The 17,480-nt window shown below is 42.6% G+C and carries 17 protein-coding genes; 4 read left to right on the top strand and 13 right to left on the bottom strand.

What is annotated here, in order from left to right; genetic code table 11:
• Positions 1 to 50 precede the first annotated feature (50 nt).
• From V5J77_RS02700 to V5J77_RS02690, 3 genes are all read left to right on the top strand, one after another.
• Positions 51 to 896 (top strand): ABC transporter ATP-binding protein, encoded by an 846-nt coding sequence (locus V5J77_RS02700; RefSeq protein ID WP_338554250.1) that lies wholly within the window; start codon positions 51 to 53, stop codon positions 894 to 896.
• A complete protein-coding gene (locus tag V5J77_RS02695; protein ID WP_338554249.1) occupies positions 893 to 1,609 on the top strand; it encodes an ABC transporter permease in 717 nt (238 codons plus the stop codon). Before V5J77_RS02700 ends, V5J77_RS02695 begins: the two co-directional genes overlap by 4 nt.
• A 97-nt stretch (positions 1,610 to 1,706) precedes the next feature.
• Positions 1,707 to 3,989 (top strand): DEAD/DEAH box helicase, encoded by a 2,283-nt coding sequence (locus tag V5J77_RS02690; protein ID WP_338554248.1) that lies wholly within the window; start codon positions 1,707 to 1,709, stop codon positions 3,987 to 3,989.
• A 52-nt stretch (positions 3,990 to 4,041) separates the two neighbouring features.
• On the opposite strand, the gene V5J77_RS02685 is transcribed toward V5J77_RS02690, so the two are convergent.
• The 9 genes from V5J77_RS02685 to V5J77_RS02645 all read right to left on the bottom strand — a co-directional run bounded on the left by V5J77_RS02685 (position 4,042) and on the right by V5J77_RS02645 (position 13,435).
• Positions 4,042 to 4,632 (bottom strand): hypothetical protein, encoded by a 591-nt coding sequence (locus tag V5J77_RS02685; protein WP_338554247.1) that lies wholly within the window; start codon positions 4,630 to 4,632, stop codon positions 4,042 to 4,044.
• 133 nt (positions 4,633 to 4,765) lie between these two features.
• Positions 4,766 to 5,062, bottom strand: a complete 297-nt coding sequence (locus V5J77_RS02680; RefSeq protein ID WP_338554246.1) for a hypothetical protein — start codon at positions 5,060 to 5,062, stop codon at positions 4,766 to 4,768.
• 138 nt (positions 5,063 to 5,200) lie between these two features.
• Positions 5,201 to 5,575: a hypothetical protein gene (locus V5J77_RS02675; protein ID WP_338554245.1), complete on the bottom strand. Its 375-nt coding sequence runs from the start codon at positions 5,573 to 5,575 to the stop codon at positions 5,201 to 5,203.
• 622 nt (positions 5,576 to 6,197) lie between these two features.
• A complete protein-coding gene (locus V5J77_RS02670; RefSeq protein ID WP_338554244.1) occupies positions 6,198 to 6,743 on the bottom strand; it encodes a DUF3267 domain-containing protein in 546 nt (181 codons plus the stop codon).
• 29 nt (positions 6,744 to 6,772) lie between these two features.
• A complete protein-coding gene (locus V5J77_RS02665; protein WP_338554243.1) occupies positions 6,773 to 7,063 on the bottom strand; it encodes a hypothetical protein in 291 nt (96 codons plus the stop codon).
• A 118-nt stretch (positions 7,064 to 7,181) separates the two neighbouring features.
• On the bottom strand, positions 7,182 to 9,257 hold the full coding sequence (locus tag V5J77_RS02660) for a methyl-accepting chemotaxis protein (RefSeq protein WP_338554242.1): 2,076 nt from the start codon (positions 9,255 to 9,257) through the stop codon (positions 7,182 to 7,184).
• Between the two features lie 443 nt (positions 9,258 to 9,700).
• Positions 9,701 to 10,147, bottom strand: a complete 447-nt coding sequence (locus V5J77_RS02655) for an effector binding domain-containing protein (protein WP_338554241.1) — start codon at positions 10,145 to 10,147, stop codon at positions 9,701 to 9,703.
• Between the two features lie 280 nt (positions 10,148 to 10,427).
• The gene (locus tag V5J77_RS02650) at positions 10,428 to 12,227 is read right to left on the bottom strand and encodes a LamG-like jellyroll fold domain-containing protein (protein ID WP_338554240.1); all 1,800 of its coding nucleotides are present in this window, start codon (positions 12,225 to 12,227) and stop codon (positions 10,428 to 10,430) included.
• Between the two features lie 365 nt (positions 12,228 to 12,592).
• On the bottom strand, positions 12,593 to 13,435 hold the full coding sequence (locus V5J77_RS02645; RefSeq protein WP_338554239.1) for a VOC family protein: 843 nt from the start codon (positions 13,433 to 13,435) through the stop codon (positions 12,593 to 12,595).
• Between the two features lie 392 nt (positions 13,436 to 13,827).
• On the opposite strand from V5J77_RS02645, the gene V5J77_RS02640 reads away from it, so the two are divergent.
• Positions 13,828 to 14,130, top strand: coding sequence for a hypothetical protein (locus tag V5J77_RS02640; protein ID WP_338554238.1), 303 nt, complete (start codon positions 13,828 to 13,830; stop codon positions 14,128 to 14,130).
• A 350-nt stretch (positions 14,131 to 14,480) separates the two neighbouring features.
• Here V5J77_RS02640 and V5J77_RS02635 read toward each other — a convergent pair whose 3' ends face one another.
• The 4 genes from V5J77_RS02635 to V5J77_RS02620 form a co-directional block, all read right to left on the bottom strand.
• On the bottom strand, positions 14,481 to 14,801 hold the full coding sequence (locus V5J77_RS02635) for an Arm DNA-binding domain-containing protein (protein ID WP_338554237.1): 321 nt from the start codon (positions 14,799 to 14,801) through the stop codon (positions 14,481 to 14,483).
• A gap of 319 nt (positions 14,802 to 15,120) precedes the next feature.
• On the bottom strand, positions 15,121 to 15,561 hold the full coding sequence (locus V5J77_RS02630; RefSeq protein WP_338554236.1) for a hypothetical protein: 441 nt from the start codon (positions 15,559 to 15,561) through the stop codon (positions 15,121 to 15,123).
• Between the two features lie 428 nt (positions 15,562 to 15,989).
• The gene (locus V5J77_RS02625; protein ID WP_338554235.1) at positions 15,990 to 16,433 is read right to left on the bottom strand and encodes a hypothetical protein; all 444 of its coding nucleotides are present in this window, start codon (positions 16,431 to 16,433) and stop codon (positions 15,990 to 15,992) included.
• Between the two features lie 368 nt (positions 16,434 to 16,801).
• Positions 16,802 to 16,972, bottom strand: a complete 171-nt coding sequence (locus V5J77_RS02620; protein ID WP_338556518.1) for an Arm DNA-binding domain-containing protein — start codon at positions 16,970 to 16,972, stop codon at positions 16,802 to 16,804.
• Between the last annotated feature and the right edge of the window lie 508 nt (positions 16,973 to 17,480).

The following is a 17,480-nucleotide window of genomic DNA, read 5'->3' as shown; positions in this document are numbered from 1 at the left end:
GCAAGCATTCTTTATATATTTAAGCCATCAACTCTAAGGAAGTGGTGTGAATGGCTGTTATACAAGTCGAGCATATTCGCAAGAGCTTTGGAAGTAAGGATGCATTAAGAGATGTGTCTTTTTCAATCCCGTCAGGAGAAATTTTTGGCTTCCTAGGTCCGAGTGGTTCAGGAAAAACAACATTAATAAAAATTTTAACTGCGCAATTAAATTCGACAAGTGGACAGGCACGTGTATTTAACGAGCCAGCAGATATGATGAAGCAGTCTGCACAGAAGATGCGCTTTGGTATTTTGACGGATAACAGCGGTCTCTATGAGCGACTAACGATAGAGGAAAATCTGGAGCTGTTTCGTAAGCTGTATAATCTTCCAAAAGCTTCGATTGATAAGGTGCTGCAATTTGTGAACTTAAGCGGCGAGCGCAAAAAGAAAGTCAATCTCTTATCTAAAGGGATGCGTCAGCGTGTCCTGTTGGCATGCGCGATTATCCATGAGCCGGAATTATTATTTCTGGATGAACCTACCTCGGCTTTAGATCCGGTAAACTCCGCGCATATTTATAAGGGACTGCGCCGCTTAAATGAGCAGGGGACAACGATTTTTTTAACAACGCATAATATGGCCGAGGCCGAATTGCTTTGCAACCGTGTAGCGATTTTGTATCAAGGACAAATCCAAACCATCGGCTCGCCAAAGGAGCTTAAAAAACAGCATCGGGAAAACGTCGTTTGTGTGGAATTAATCAACGGTCAAGCCTATGAGCTCGTAATTAACAATAGAGCAGCTGATCAAATAGCTGATTGGATGAAACAAGGGATAATTGATCGAATGGAAACGAAAGAGCCGAATCTAGGTGATATTTTTATTAAAATGACAGGAAGTGAGCTGCTATGAGTATCTCATTGAAACGTGCGAGGGCGATATTTGTGAAGGATTACAAAGAGTTTTCACGCAATTATGCCCTCTCCATTATGCTGCTGTTCCCCATTATCCTCGCACTCCTTCTTCGAGCTGCTGGCGCAGCCTCGTCTTTGCCGGGATCTTTCGCTACAGTTCTCAATCTTTCGTTTGTGTTCCTAACCTGCTTCGCACAAACATGCTTGATTGCGGAAGAAAAGGAGCGTAACACTTTACGATCATTAATGATGACTCCAGCCACAAGCATGGATGTTTTAATTGGGAAAAGCGCTTTAGTCTTTGTCATGTCTGTTGTTGCTTTGGCTATTGCTAAGTATCTATTTGGCTATGAGCCCGCTAGTTTATGGGCGTTTGTGGCAGCAATCCTTCTTTCGATTATTTTATACACAGCAGTCGGGACGATATGTGCCCTATTCTCCAAAACGTTGCTGGATGCATCATTATCTGTCATTCCTGTGTCAATCGTATTTTCTGCGGCACCATGGGGAGCGTTTATTGTGAATGAGTATCCCGTCTTAAAAGTGCTGGATTACATGCCAAGCAGTCAGCTTGTTCATTTGTTAGGCTTACCCCCTACAGAATTTACGACGGGAGAGTTACTACTCCCCCTCCTTATTATTTTGGCATGGACGGTTGTCTTAACGATCGTATCTGTTGTTTTGTACCAACGACGACTAATGGATGAGTAGGAATAAAATCCAAGAAAGCGACCACACCTGCTTATGGATGCTTCAATACCTTTAGGCACTATAATGGTGTATTTTTACCGAGGGGGATCAAATTCTTATGCATTTAGCCGCCAAGCTTATTCATAACTTCAAAGACCGCGAAACCCGGCATAAGCTGAAAGGCTATCGGGACAAAGCAGAGCTCATCCAAAAACGAAATTTGGGAGCTTGGGACGATCAGCAGCTGCAAAAGGAATCCCTCCGACTGAAAAAAGAGGCACACTCAGGTACGCCTTTGGACGAGCTGCTAGTTGATGCCTATGCGCTAGTCTGCGAGGCAGCGAAGAGAACACTGGGATTGCAGCCCTACGATGTCCAGATCATGGCTGCCATCGCTCTGCACGAGGGGTTCTTAATTGAGCAGCTTACCGGAGAAGGAAAAACGCTCTCTGCTGTTATGCCTGCTTATTTGCATGCGTTAACCAGCAAAGGCGTTCATGTGCTGACCTTTAACGATTATTTGGCAAATCGGGATGCGAGCTGGATGGGCTCCATTTATCGCTTCCTCGGGTTAACGGTAACCGCAGTTCAAGCAGGTATGAGCTTACCCGAGAAACGGGAAGCTTACGCCGCCGATATTACCTATGTTACAGCTAAAGAGGCGGGATTCGATTATTTGCGCGACACCATCGCTTTAGACGAAGCCGATGTCGTGCATCGTCCTTTCCACTATGTCATCATCGACGAAGCGGATTCACTGCTTCTTGACGAAGCCCGGGTACCGCTAGTCATCGCCGGAGAGCCGGGCTCCTCCGTCAACGATGGTAGTCGTTTCGCAGAAGTTGCTCGGCAGCTAGAGCTGGATGGGCATTATGACTTCGACGATTTCCAGCGGAACGTTTACTTAAATGAAGCAGGCTCTGCAAGAGCAGAGTCGCTGCTAGGATGCGGCAATTTGTACGACAGTCATAATAGTCATTTGTTAATGTCATTAAATTGCGCGCTGCATGCGGAATTGTTATTGAAGAGAGATGTCGATTACATCGTCCGAGACGGCAAAATCGAGCTGATTGACGAATATACCGGGCGTGTAGCGGAGAACAGGCATTTGCCGGACAGGCTGCAAGCCGCGCTTTCGGCCAAAGAAGGGCTGCAGGCGAAAGCCGGCGGGAGCATTCTTGGTACGATCACCCTTCAACACTTCCTTAGCCTTTATCCCAAGCTTTGCGGAATGACGGCTACCGCGCGAGCCTCCGCCATGGAATTCGAGCATATTTATGGGCTGCAGGTTGTGCAAATTCCGCCGAACCGGCCAAACATACGGATCGACCATCCTCACCGGATTTATACCCATAAAGAGGCTAAACGTAAGGCGCTTGTACAAGAAATCTCGACCGTCCATAGGACGGGCCGTCCCATTCTCATCGGTACGTCAAGCGTCGAGGAGTCTGACATGCTGGCGGAGGCGCTAGCGGATGCCGGCATAGTCTGCCATGTTCTGAACGCGAAAAACGACGCGAAAGAAGCCGAGCTCATCGCCAAAGCAGGCGAGCTCGACGCCGTGACGGTGTCCACGAATATGGCGGGACGCGGCGTCGACATTCGGCTCGGAGGCGGCAACCCCGCGCAAGCGGAAGCTGTCGCCAAGCTGGGCGGGTTGTACGTGATTGGTACGCATATGCACCAGAGCGTGCGAATCGACAATCAGCTGCGCGGGCGATCCGGCCGCCAAGGCGACCCGGGAGCCTCCATATTTTTCATAAGCTTGGAGGATGAGTTGCTGCTTAGATTCGGCATCCATAAAGCGATACGGGGTCTTAGACAGGACGAGACTCTCGACGAGTCGGTGCTCTACAGTAAAATCGACCATATTCAGCGTATTATTATGGGCCAAAACTTCCAGATTCGTCAGGAGCTGAACGGTTATTCGGACATGGTGGAGGATCAGAGACGCATGCTATACGAGGAGCGGCTCAGAATTTTGAAAGGCGAGACGCCGATGAGTCCTTCGGAGCAGCGGGTAAGGCTTTATTATATCGACAAATTCTGGGCCGACCATCTGGAGTATGTTTCCTACATTCGCGAAGGCATCCATTTGTCGAGCCTTGTTAACCGCAATCCAATCGACGAATTTCATGCGCTAATCATCCAAGCCTATGAGCAAATTCCGGATAAAATAAATAAGGAGTCGACGAATATGCTCGCAAGGCTCGGAGGCTCGAATGATCCGGCGATGTGGGAAAAATTCGGACTGAGGAGCCCTGCCTCCACTTGGACTTATATCATCACTGATCAATACAAGAGCTATTTGCAAAATCCAGGTGCATGGACACCAGCAACGATAATCGCTTATTGGTTGCGCAAAATTTTGAGTCCTCTATTCAGGTGGTCCAACATTTGATGCAGCGCAGCTTTTTGAGGCTTGGATATCGCGGCCTCTGCGTTTGCTAACCTCATTTATTTGAAGTGGTTATATCATAATTTTCTAAGTACTTGACCACTTCATTTGTCACCTTCATAACAGGGAGCAATTCTGCCTTTTTATCTTCATTATTATCAACCAGAGTGATCTGAATAAGTATATTATGAAAAGATAAAATCGTGTTTTGAGATTTGTACGAGTAAATACCATAATCATTAACATCAATAAAATCCGGCTTTACAAACAGTAAATCATTAGATAAATTTTGCTTTAAATAAATCAAATCAATAAACATGAGAACATTCATATCTTTATTAAAATATGCAATTCTTTCTTGTGTTTCTTTATAATCTTGAGTCCCGTCCACCGTTAAAAACTTTCTTTGACCAAAAGAGCTTTCCTTATCAATTGCAATTAAATTATCATCGGTGGTTTGAGCGATTTTCTCATATTGCTCAATTGCTAACTCTTGTACCATATCGGAAAATAAATTCCTAAATTCCACGTATGAAAAAAATGGTTTTATTTCCTCTTCAACTTTAGGCTCCTGTGTAGTACAACCGTTAACTAGAAAAATAATACAAATCAATAAAATGAACATCGCTTTTCTTTCGATTTTCATTATACAAACCTCCATAATGTATGCAATCTTAGTTAAGCTAGTAACAATGTGAAAATTCATCAGCCCTTCTGACTTCCTCTAGGAAGCAAAAGGGCTGAATCGTTCCCCCTTCAGGGCACGTCATTTATTCACTTCACTTTGGAGGAAGTGGCGAACCATTCGCTACATCTCCGCCTTTCCAATGATCGTCTGATCCAATAATTCCCCAAGCGTTTCCTGTCTCATAATAAATCCCTAAATTTGTTGATTGTCCTGTTGCCTTTACAATTTTCCACTTTTCCCAAGCTCCACTTCCTCCGGTATATTGACCAGCTTTGTATCTATAAATATAACCAGTTCTACCAGCTGGCACTTCAACTGTAGCCCCAATTGTTTCACCAGTGTAAGATGTATGCTGATAACTTACTTCTAGCCCTACTTTTGCTTTCATCTCTGCTAGCACAGCTACTTTAAAACCTGCTTCTGCTTCAATTCTACCTGTCGTTGTCCAAACAGATTGAACTGAAGATGTTTGCGAATAACTTAGGGGAACGGGTTGGGTCGAACTTGAAGCATTTTGAAATGTAACTTATCCTTTATAAAACTTATACATACTATACGAGTTATAGTTTGGAACGTAGTATTTCCAATTATATTGGTAGAAATAAGTGCCATAATCCTCTGTGAATTGTGGAGTAATTCCCCCTGAACTCGTAGAATCATTAAACTCTTTTCTGCCTGTAAACTCATCGTCACTTACAATCTTGGTTTTGGTTTTCTTGCCGTTAAGATCCTCAAAATATGCTTCTTTTTTAAACTCATCCAACTTTTCATCGTATTCTTCTGGACCATCAGAATAATATTTATGATTGAACTCCGTATTACCAGCAGCGTGGGTCACAGGTGTAACGATAGTGGCGGCTATAAGTGATGCTACAGCAATTGGTATTAACCCTTTTTTCATGTTTTCATCTCCTTGGTTCAATCGTTTTTACTGTTAAAGCCACTTTTAAGTGTTTAATTAAGATTTATAATTGATGTCATTAGTTTGGTCTTTTAATGAAACTCATTCGGCCTCCTTTCCCAAAAATCTTGAAACAAACAATCTATTAAATAATAAAAATGTCAATATTTATATAATAAGACTTTTAAAACAAATTTAGGATGGTTCCTTTGCATCATTTACTTGTCGAATTTTAGGGGAAATTATCATCCCTGTTGACTAACCACTAAATTGATCGGGAATTAAGAAGTGAATTAGCCCCCTGCCCACTCTCCCGTTTTATATACCACGCAAGGGTTGAAACCGCTGTCCCCCATTAGGCTGTGAATCGGGTGGAATAGCATGCGCGTGCAAACTGACCTTAATGCTCCTCGACACAAAACACAGGAGCACATCGTCGCATGAGCGATTAATCGCAAAAAAAGCGCTTGATTGCTCAGTTAGGAACAATCAAGCACTTTTTTTATTACAATCATTCCAATACAACTAGCACATAGGACAAATCGTCCATAAGAACGCAATCGGCTTCCATTATGCTCATAACGGACACTATCCAGCCTGAATCCGCTACTTCCCCTCCCTATTATTTGCGCGAAATTTCAGTTACTCGGTATTTCCCATTGCAAAATACAGCTCTATTAGGCTTAATTAAAATTAAAAATGAGTTTATTACATCCGAGGAAGAAATAATGAAATTTATCCAACAAATAAACAGCAGAAGTGATTGGGTCGTTCCTGATACAAATAACGCTGCAACCCCAGGTACTACCGATAATAGAATAAAGGGCAGGCTCATAAAGAGCCAAAACCTTGTTTTAGACAACGCTGCATTCGTATGTAGCCAAAAGAATATTCCCTTGAACGTTAAACTAATATCACCTTTCGTGTATATAACGAAAATATGAATAGCTTCATGAATAATAAACACGAGAACGATTATTGGAATAATAGGGACTTTCTCAACAAAAACAAACCCTGCCTTAAACGCCATAGGCACCAGCAATAAAATCGCCATAATCAGATAAACAAATTTCATATAATGCTCTCGGAACCAAGCATTTTGAATGAACGGCCTCCATTCTGGTTCATCCATAGACTTATACGGCAGGTGTCGAAACCAATGAATCATATCTGTACCCCTTTCTATTCCTAATAGCCTCATAAGGCTCTGTACATTTTAATGTCTATGCCCGACTCTGTTTGCAGCCCTTCTCCAACGAGCACATCCCGATTTAAATAATCCAAGGCTTTGCTGTTTGTAAGGATACGGGGAGAAGTACGAAACAACACATTGTCCAGACTCTTGTGAATGTCCCCGTTATTTTCGATGTACATTTCGCAAGCCTGGCCTGTATAATCCGTTCCCTGAAGCATATATCTGGCCGATAAGCTGTGCCGATCACCAAAACGTCCAATAATTTGGGTATCCACTGCCCCTTTTTTTAACATTGTTACTTTCATTCGGTCGCAAAAAAGCGCTTGATCGTTCAATGAAGAACGACTAGGCGCTTTTAGGTACTGCACCCCTTTGCTCGGTCTTACTCCTCCCGAAGGGAAACGACATTTATCATGAATTAACCTTAAACTGACCCAATTCATCCTGCAATTTGTTGGATAGCTGATTTAATTCCTTTGAAAGGGCGGCAACCTGTTCAATGCTATCGAGTTGCTCCTGCGTACTTGCGCTCACTTCCTCTGTAGAAGCAGAATTCTCTTCTTTGGTGGAAGAAATGATCTCTAGCGCCTGAAGAATCTCCTCCTTATGCTGATGCACATTGGTGGTGCTGCTGGCAATTTTGAGCATGCGCAGCTTCAGGTCTTCCAGATCCTTGTTAATGCCAAAGAACACTTGCTTCGTATCCTCTACAGCTTGGGTATTTTCCTCCGCAATTTTCATGCCGCGCATAGTATGCTCGACTGATAGCTTCGTTTGCTCTTCAATAAGTTGTACTTTCTTGTTAATCTCCTCTGTTGCCAGAGCGGTCTGCTCCGCAAGCTTGCGAACCTCCTGGGCAACGACAGCGAAGCCACGACCATTTTCGCCGGCGCGCGCAGCCTCAATGGAGGCGTTGAGTGCAAGCAGGTTCGTCTGAGCTGCAATCTGTTTCACCGTTTCCACAAAATTAGATATTTCATTTCGGCTCAGATCAATCTCCTGAATAATGGAGGAGACGGCCTGCGTGGAACGATGGTTTTCCTCAGACCATAACGATAATTGTTCGACCACTGCGAGTCCTTGGCCGCTCTGCCCGACTGCTGTCTGCACCATCGTTTCCATGACCCCAGTATCAGCTGCCATTTCATCAATATGACTGGATAATGATTCTGTTTTGTTTAAAATACTTTCCGTATGGACGGACTGATAGTTTGTTGCATTGGCGATCTCATTAATGGCTGTAGAGGTATCGTTCATCGTTATTGCCGTTCTTGCGGATATGGACTGCAGATCATCGGATGACTGATTCAGAACCTGCGCCGAGTTGCCTACGACTTGGAGCATCCCCTGAATCTTTTGCACCATCGTATTCAGCCCATTAGCGATCTGGCCAATCTCATTATTGGACTTTGCATCCAGTTGCACCGTTAGATCGCCTTGCTCTATCGACTTAATCTTGGACAACAGTTGCGGTATCGCACGCAACAGATAACGAAGGGTGATGTAGCAAATAACGACGAGCAAGAGGGTGGCAGCTGCAAATGCTCCCAGCGTAATCCATGTGAACGTCCTTAATTCAGCGAGAACCTCTTTCTCGGATATCGTTAAGCCCACGGACCATCCCGTATCCTTACTGGTGGCATAGCCGATATAACGGCGTTCCCCATTATCGTTATAAAGCTGTATGCCCGACTCCCCAGCAATCATTTTTTGGCCGATCTGGCCCAATTCACCAGGGTCATCGGTAATTTTCTCCTTCAAAACCTTCTCCTGATCCGGATGGTACAGAATATCCCCATCCTTGGAGATCAGAATAGATTGGCCTGTACTTCCCAGAGAATAACTTTCCATAATGGATGGAATATCCTCGAAGGCGATATCCGCCGCTGCGAAGCCGATCATTTCATTGTTGTCATTTTTGATTGGGTAAAAGATTCCTATTAATACTTTTTTCATACTGACATCTACGTATGGCTCAGAGTAGTACAGCCCGTTAGCCTCCATTACAGGCTTGTAATACGGGCGGCTCTGAATATCAAAATCTGGCGCAGAGGCCACACCATCATTTTGCAGCCAGAACCCCTTTCCATCTATGCTTGCAATCCAAGCATCAGCGAACGAAGGCTCTTCTTTGACAATAGCTGCAAGCGTCTTCTGAGTAGCTGCCGCGAACGTAGAGCTGGTCGCGTCCTCTGAGGACTCCGTTGTTTCTATATACTGCTGGAACAGCTCGTTGGTCGACATTTGCTTTACAAGCGACCCTTTTTCTTTAAATAGAGCATCGAATTGACTGACAACTCCCTGCGTCTTCGTCTGAAGAATAACCTCTTGTTGGTTAAGCAGGATGTTTCGTGTGCTGGAAAAAATGAATGTACCCAAAATAGCAAAGACGACGACGATAATAACCAACAGCACCATGGATAATGTGTTAGCCATACTGGACGTTCGCTTTCCCTTCAATCCCCACATTTTCAAAACGTTTAACATGCTGCATCTCTCCAGTTGATATAATAGGTTCAAAACACTTATGTATTATGTCGGTACTACGAGATGAATAATTTAGATGCATGTTAGGTTGACAATCAAAAAACAGGGACTAATGTCCCTAACTATTAGCGAAATACAGCAATGTACGGATTCGTATTAAGCTCATGCAGGGCTTTGGCAAGCACCTCCGCAGCTTCTGCCTTTGCATCAAAACCAGATAGAAAAAAACGCCTAATCGTCCAGCGATGGGCGATTAAGCGCTTACAGTACTGGCTCAATAATTTCAAAACAAGTATAATAACCAAGAAACATCAGATGTAACGAATCTATTTACCGTATTCACCTTGATAGTTTGGCTATTTACATGAGCTCAGAAAATATCCGGATGAAAACAGCAATTTAACTGATACGCACATTAATCTCAATTGCGGAGGAAAACGAACTCAACTAATAGTCGGAATATACCACTCTGTTACTCCTGCAAGCTGAAGACTGTGTGTAAACACTTCGTATCTTGGTTTCGACAAATCAATATTATATTTGGATTGATTTTCTTCGGTGCAAATAGAGCTCCAAAAATCACCGATGTACTTTTCCTCAAACTTAAAGATGACGTATTCGTCTTCAGGAATCGTATATGCAGTCATTCCTTCTAACACATCACTTGTATCATTAACTTCAACAGCCACTATGGGAATGAGTCCCGGCAATATTACGAGATACTGATTTCCATTCTTTTTTTGCGATATCTCCTTAGCCCGTGCATCCATTTGTGCGAAGAGTTTATGCTGGTCATCCAAATGCTCACCTTGAAAACCAATTAGCTTGACAGACTCAAGCTTTGCAACCCGTACCTGCATAACATTTTGAATATTTACATTTTCTTGCACCACATATCACCCCATATTTTTTTCTAGTATTTATCCAGTGCTCGCTTTCACTACCTAACCTTCCTGCATGAAGTAACCTGTTTCAGTTCCCCAGCTCGCATCCGACGCGCCCTCTCGGCTCTCACTCTTCTCCCTCCGGTTGATCCTTTTGCCCCTTATACTTACTTAATATTATAAGAAAAACACTTTATTTACCATCAAATATTTTATATTACCATGCCATTCCGAAGCCTCCGTCCTCCTTTCAAACATGACATATTATCCGAGCTCCAATCGTGACTCAAACAACTGTACCTTCAGAAATGTGGGGCTCGTCGGTCATAAGGGACAATCGCTCAACCATTTCACGTAAAATGGTTAGCCCAGCCGCTTCAGCCTTCCTTGCTTCATGAAGAAATTCAATAGCTTCCGCTTTCAATCGAGGATTGGTTGTATCAGCACTTTCCGGGAACGGGAATAACTCACGCAACCTTACCCACGCGCGGTAACTGGACAGATAAACTTCAGCAGCCTTCATCATTAACTGCTGGAGCCCATTATCCTGAATAGACATACATTGCGTGATCGCTGATTGAATGAAAAAAGGAACCAGATACTGCCGCGTAGATGTGATCCATAAAAGGTTGTAACTAGTGAAAAATGGATGTGCCGAGCCCTCTTCAAAGGCAGAAAGCCATGCATCAATGGCGGCAATTCCGTTCTTACTAATGATTCCTTCCTGTTTTGCGTTTTCAACTTGGCGAATGGCAAGTGCTAATGCCGTTCTCAATGCTTTTCGATAACTTTCATCCTCCTCCTTAGTGTATCGTGTAACACTTAAATGCGGATTCTCATTCCGTTCTTTGAGTACCAGCACAAACATTTCTGGATTAATGGGTTCTCCCTGCCGTGAACGTCTACCAAAATCATCGTAAGAAAGCTCCCCTCCATTTCGCGCATTAATATCATGAATATTCAGTATTTGACGCTCGTCATCATAGCCATAAATGAGCCCATGTTCATAATTATCAAGATTCCAACCTACGACGGCAAAACCACGTTGAATACTCTCGCGCACCATATCAAGCGCCTTTTCGACAGTATCTTCTTCCCATGTTCCACCATAGATGTTAGCCGCAAGTATTTCCGTGTCGAAACCAAGGTTGTTCAGAGCAGCTCTAATATGACTTCCGTCCCCAATAACATCCATCGGCATAATGGCAGCGTCTTCCGTGTTAATGACAAAAGCCTGGGCAGTATACACTAAAGTCTGCTGCAAATTAATAGGCTTTTTTGAATATTGCAAAACACCATACAGGGCGATCGCAAAAGAGTTATAGCAATCGTTCCAATTAAACCAACGGAATTCCAGCGTCTTTTTGACAGGGAATCTCATTGAAGCTTTCTTCGTTGTTCTTTTCTTTGGAACAGGCTTCAACAAAGGGTCGCCTGCATATCCGTGTTCCGTGAACAGATCAGCAACTTCACTTTGAGCAAGCGCTCTGTTATATATTCGAATATCATCCAGTGCTCCATGAAACCAAAAGCGACTTTCCTCCGAATTCTTCTTACCGAAAAAAATAGGTTCTTCGGCATTTGGTGTAAATGTCCCCTCTTGCACATCCTGAAGCTCACCGTTCACGTAAATCTTATGGTAAGTTCCGTCATACACTGCAGCAACGTGGTACCATACACCAAGCTGAATGATGTTCTTACCGACTGCATCAGGCGACGTCATCATCCGATGCCAAGTAATAAATTTCCCCTTAGTGCTTAATTGTAATACGCGTCTCGACTTATCAATCTGGCGACCGTGATCATCCTGCGATATAATGGCATTACTCCACCAATTCAATCTTGCTTCTTCAGCGTACTTAATCCAAACGGACATCGAAAAACCCTCGGGATTCAGTGCTGGAGGCGGGTCCAGAACAATATGCTCTCCATTCCCAGAAAGGGCATACGCTCGGTCGCTTTCACCAAAACGATTGGTTGTTAAAGCTGCCCCCCTCACCCTAGCATGATGTCCAAGTCCACTGGTATCTTGAGCGTTGCCGTCAAACAGATATTCACCTACTAAACCATGTTTTAAGCTACTCAAATCAATACCTCCCAATTTTAAACTCACTAACTCTCTTCATTTGTTACCCTACAATATATAGATGCCAATAACAACCGTTTTCTTACAAAAAAGCCTATATGTGTTCTATAAATATATTATTCCGCCTTTATTTCTTCTTCAATAACTCGCTGTTCCTTGTGGTACGGTCTTCCGGGTTTACAATAGCTTTGAGGCACTTCGAAAAAAGAAAGAAAATATTATCGCCAAAGCTAAAAAGGCTTTTCAACTCAAAGGGAAAACAACCATAAATGTGTTAACGAATGATTCGGTGTATTTCGTAAATTAAAACCAAAAGGGCCGCCTGGGCAGCCCTTTTGATCAACTATCGTACCTGTTAGCTCAAGTTAATATTTATATATGTTAACACGGTTACCGTCTGGGTCATAAAAGTGAAAAAACGCAAAGAAACCACCCGTAATGTAGTCCGAAGTGCGAATACCGCTAGCTCGCAGATATTGAAAATATTGAGCAAAAGCCTCTCCATCGTGAGTAACACAATAAGGGCGACAAGGCCCATCTACTATTCCGTTTTCGGGTGCGTCTTCTGGAAGTTGGTCAAGCCACCAAACGGAGTGTGTATCAGGATGATGTTCCAAAGGTAATCCCATCTTTAGAGACCCTTTTGCAGAATAATCCTCCAATAATATCATCCCTAAATATCTTTCATACCACGTTCTCGCCTCTTGAAGGTTTCTTACTCCAATACGAACCCAACTTCCGCCAAAACGTGAACCGTCTTGAATATCTTGGCTTTCGGCTGCGGTTAAGCGGGTACCCTCGAATCCCCAAAAATCGAAGTGACCCTTCCCATCGACGGTATAATAAATCTCTGAAGTACGTATGCCTTCTTTTTGGAAATTAGCATGCTCGGCTTCTAAGTCACGCGCAGCATGACACCAACGAACGTTTGAGTCAACAGTGCCACGTTCGGCAAAAAAATGATTAACTCTTCTCTCCGTTAGTACAGATTTGAGCCATAAGCCAGCTCGCAACTCGGTCATAATCTCTGCTGTAGATAATCTTTCATTCTTCCCATTCATTACTTGCTTGCGGGTAAATCCCATATGTTTCTCATACCATTGGACAGCCATTTCATGATTGTCCCAAATCACATCAATTTGTCCGCCATCATATGCCAATATAGGGACGCCTGGCGTAACCGTAGTTGTTTGCAGCTTAACCTCCATCAGGAAAACCTACTTTCCTCTTTTTTAGTCCAAGTAAGAATTCTATATTGACCATTTTTTTCCTGCTAGTTAGCTTAATAATTGTAAATAAAGATAAGACCGGGATTAGTCTACTGCGCACTGGTCTTATCGTTGAATCGTTATTTACTATTACAAATAGCTGTTATATCATTTTGTAATTCAATAAATTCTTCCTCTATATATTCATAAACGGTTGTTTATTTCGTTTGTCGATTACTTTGAAAGTATACTAACACGCTTAGGCAAATAAAAAGATATGTTAAAATCACACTATACGTGCAGCCCGATTTATCCGATAAAGTAAGAAGAGCCGAATGGAGTAACCAATCCGCTCATTCTGCATCAATACCACCTAAAGGAGATGTCAGCGAATGCAATACCATTTTTGCCAACAGGTCACGATTGTGGATATGAACGATGAAATTATTTCGGAAGTGTTATTCGATCATGGGGAGTTCGAAACGGCTGCCTTGTCAATCGGGTCCTCCGTTCTGATCCAACAAGTAGGATTGAAGGAATTCAATGTCGTTTACGATAAAAGGGATGGCAAAATCGCTCGCTATCAAATTACGGATATCGAAATCGATCTCATCGCGCGACCGGCGCTCACACGAGTTTACCTCGAGCCAGTGAAGCTTATCGTCGGTCAGCATGATATCGGGATGATGCTTTAAACGAATGAGCAAATTGGGGCCGTTGCCACTCTTCAAACCGCGTCCGTTGCGGCCTCTCGTTTCTTATTCTTTGAGCACAATCGGCTTGCTTTCATGAGAAGGACCGCGTGCCGTCTAGGCTGCACGAGGTCTCTTTGTTGATTTCAAGCATAACAAACACAGAGCAACGGCTTTGTTGCCGCTTTTAATATTTTTGGCGGTTTCACTAGTTTAACAACGTTCTTCGTTATCGCCTCCCACTGAACCGCCGTCTCCATTGCATCGTGAAGCAACTTATGGAGATGGTTAATGGTTTGAGCCGATAGCTTGTTTTCACCGTCTAGCAACTGATCGTACATTTCAACAAGGTGTTACGGAGCTAATCTGGTCATTTTATGATGGCCAAGGCGCGGAATGATGTGGAAGTTTACTAACCAGCGGTAAGTTTTATATGTCCCTGGTCGGATGCTCATTTTCTTCTGCGCCAGCCATGACGCCATGTAGGTGGCTACGTCTTCCTTTCTCGGTTCAATATACGAATTCGTGTTAAGCTCATGCATGACTTTGGCGAGCGCCTTCTCAGCTTCAACCATCGTCTCAAAGCCAGATTTGCTTTTCTGACGCCTACGCCCAGTTTCAAAGTGACGACCGAATTCAACAACATAGTACCAACCATTTCCTCTTTTACTCACACACCCTCGCATCACAATAGACCTCCATAACCTCATTTTGACCGCAAAAAAAGCACCTGATCATCCAGTGAAGGACAATTAAGCGCTTGTAGTGCTAGTTCAATAATTTCAAAAAAGTAAAACATGGCGAACTCCAGTCTGTCAAATGATTAACATTCAAACAATGTAGGCTAAGATGGGGGATGATGGACTGACTGCCGAAGAGCGAACAAGCCCTTCGCCCATCCCGGATTTGCTAGAGACCCCATGTCACGCTGCGACTCGGTAATTAATAGTTTTTGTTTTCAAAGGTTACACTTTTAAATTTAAAATTAACGAATTAAAGCGTGCTTGGATCGCAAAAAACTTGAAAAACCTCATTATTTATTATTACATCTTCCAACTTAATCGTGCGTTTTCTCATTTCAGCAATCTTTAAGTTTTCACATTTTTCAACTACTAAGACATGAAAATATGACAAAAGCAATTCAACTACTTTTACAATCTGACTACTATTCTTTATATGTATGTCTTTTAAAATGACTACTCGCGCTAAGTTAATGTAAGTAATGTTCTCGGCGAAACTTTCGTTATTTTTATCAATTTTTGGTTGACTAGCTTCTATCGTTAGCTTGAGCTCATCCGTTTGAACAAATATCTCTGAATCACTCTTCTTTTTCAGATTAAACCTAGTATCTGAAAACATAAACTCTAAACTGCGATAATCACCGTCCATATTAAATCGATCTTGCATCACCCTCAAGAAAAAATCAAACTCCATACGATTCACCCCCTTGAATTCTAGTCCTTTAATAGCTGGGGACTTGGGTAGGTATCTATCTAAGTTCTACTAAAGAAAGCAACGGGAAGGAGGAGAAACGGAAAGAAAGACTGGAACTGGAAAGAGTCACAGCTTTCCGTAGGAAAGCCAATTCGTAAGCATTTGCTTAGCGTCTGCCTTTGTTTTCAGATTTTATCTTGCTGGAAGCCCCACCTTTCTCGCGGTGACGACCATCGCTTATTGCTAACTTTTATCGCTCAACTTATATAGTAGAGGATAATGGATTAGCGCTGAAGAAGTTGGACAAAAGGGGTTGAAAAATTTTTCAATACAGATGGAATTAAGCAGCGTTGTTTTGTTGACATATGAATTCAAAAATTTTTCAGATGCCCTCTCCATTCGCTTAACAAATGATCAAAATTAGCAGTTTAAAGCGTGCTTGGATCAGAAAAAACTTGAAAACCTTGATTATTTACTGTTGCCTTCCCCAGCTTAATAGCATGTATTTCAATATGACCCGTATCTAAGTTTTTACTGTCTTCAAATAATAAGATATGAAAGTATGACAAAATTAATTCAACTGCTTTGGCAAGATCGTTGCTATCTTTTTTTACATTTATTACCTCAATGATGACTACACGTGATAATCTAGTGAAATTAATCATGCTTGCAAAATCCTCATCATTTCCATCTATCTTTGAATGAGCCGACTCTATCGTAAGCTTGATTGCATCCGTTTCAACTAAGATATGCGAATCACTCATCTTCTTCATATTAAATCTAGTATCTGAAAACATAAACTCTAAACTGTGATAATCACCGTCCATATTAAATCGATCTTGCATCACCCTCAAGAAAAAATCAAACTCCATCCAATTCACTCCTGTAAACCCAAGTCCTCTAATTTATCTAGGGGACTTGGATTGGTTTTTTGTACTACTTTCTAGGTACTACTGATTTATTTCCGTTTCTATCAGCGGAAAGGAATCCTTTTCTATTATTCACAGAGTTTGAGAAACGTTGCTCCCATCTCACTTGCTCTGTGTCGGAGCGCCCATTATTCTCAAGGAATTCAGATGTTCTTGAGAATTCAGGGTAAAATTGAATATCGCACTTGTAATGGTATCTATTAAATGATAATTCTTTAGCTCTGAAAGCAGTTGGAACCAGCGGTACGTTTTATATATCCTTGGTCGGATGCTCATTTTCTTCTGCGCTAACCTTGAAACCATGTAGGTGGCTAGATCCTCTTTTGTCGGTTCAATATATGTATTCTTATTAAGCTCGTGAAACACTTTGGCAAGCGCCTTTCAGCTTCGACTTTCGTCTCAAAGCCGGATTTACTTTTCTGACGCCTGCGTCCTGTTTCCGGATGACGACCGAATTCAACAACATAACACCAACTATCCATTCGTTTACTCACACATCCTCGTATAACAATAGACTTCCATAACCTCGTTTTTACCGAAAAAAGCGCTTAATCGTCCAGAGAAGAACGATTAAGCGCTTGAAGTGCTAGTTCAATAATTTTAAAACAAGTAAAACACGGAAAATTCCAGTCTGTCAATAATTCAATAATTAAACGATGTAGGATAACACAAAGGTAACCTCCAATAGAAGCATTTAACATCTTATTCTCAGTGCATAAAAGCTCTCACACTCAGCGTAGTGCAAATGAACGATCTGGTCATGCTTCCATTGGCATCACCTTTGATCGTTATTCTCATACGTACGGAGTGGACTACAAAGTCGCAAATGCGTAAAACTAAATACTGACTGGCGGGGAAAAGAGCTACAATTACAGAATGTAACGGCTTGAAGTGGAGAACAGAGGGGTTGGTTAAGTAATTGCTGAAACACCACACAGACACTTTAGCCTCTTCCCCTTATTATAGGTGCAGTTAGCCTGCCAGACGCCC

The organism is Paenibacillus sp. KS-LC4 (assembly GCF_036894955.1).
In the GTDB taxonomy this organism is placed as follows: Bacteria; Bacillota; Bacilli; order Paenibacillales; family Paenibacillaceae; genus Pristimantibacillus.
The sequence above is the reverse complement of the archived record's forward strand: the minus strand, read 5'-3'. Positions and strand labels throughout refer to the sequence as shown.

Bases quoted from the DNA above. Each gene is read 5' to 3' on its own strand.
- V5J77_RS02700 (WP_338554250.1), top strand. From the start codon at position 51: ATGGCTGTTATACAAGTCGAGCATATTCGCAAGAGCTTTGGAAGTAAG.
- V5J77_RS02695 (WP_338554249.1), top strand. From the start codon at position 893: ATGAGTATCTCATTGAAACGTGCGAGGGCGATATTTGTGAAGGATTAC.
- V5J77_RS02690 (WP_338554248.1), top strand. From the start codon at position 1,707: ATGCATTTAGCCGCCAAGCTTATTCATAACTTCAAAGACCGCGAAACC.
- V5J77_RS02685 (WP_338554247.1), bottom strand. From the start codon at position 4,632: ATGAAAATCGAAAGAAAAGCGATGTTCATTTTATTGATTTGTATTATT.
- V5J77_RS02680 (WP_338554246.1), bottom strand. From the start codon at position 5,062: ATGAAAGCAAAAGTAGGGCTAGAAGTAAGTTATCAGCATACATCTTAC.
- V5J77_RS02675 (WP_338554245.1), bottom strand. From the start codon at position 5,575: ATGAAAAAAGGGTTAATACCAATTGCTGTAGCATCACTTATAGCCGCC.
- V5J77_RS02670 (WP_338554244.1), bottom strand. From the start codon at position 6,743: ATGATTCATTGGTTTCGACACCTGCCGTATAAGTCTATGGATGAACCA.
- V5J77_RS02665 (WP_338554243.1), bottom strand. From the start codon at position 7,063: ATGTTAAAAAAAGGGGCAGTGGATACCCAAATTATTGGACGTTTTGGT.
- V5J77_RS02660 (WP_338554242.1), bottom strand. From the start codon at position 9,257: ATGTTAAACGTTTTGAAAATGTGGGGATTGAAGGGAAAGCGAACGTCC.
- V5J77_RS02645 (WP_338554239.1), bottom strand. From the start codon at position 13,435: ATGGAGGTTAAGCTGCAAACAACTACGGTTACGCCAGGCGTCCCTATA.
- V5J77_RS02640 (WP_338554238.1), top strand. From the start codon at position 13,828: ATGCAATACCATTTTTGCCAACAGGTCACGATTGTGGATATGAACGAT.
- V5J77_RS02630 (WP_338554236.1), bottom strand. From the start codon at position 15,561: ATGGAGTTTGATTTTTTCTTGAGGGTGATGCAAGATCGATTTAATATG.
- V5J77_RS02625 (WP_338554235.1), bottom strand. From the start codon at position 16,433: ATGGAGTTTGATTTTTTCTTGAGGGTGATGCAAGATCGATTTAATATG.
- V5J77_RS02620 (WP_338556518.1), bottom strand. From the start codon at position 16,972: ATGGATAGTTGGTGTTATGTTGTTGAATTCGGTCGTCATCCGGAAACA.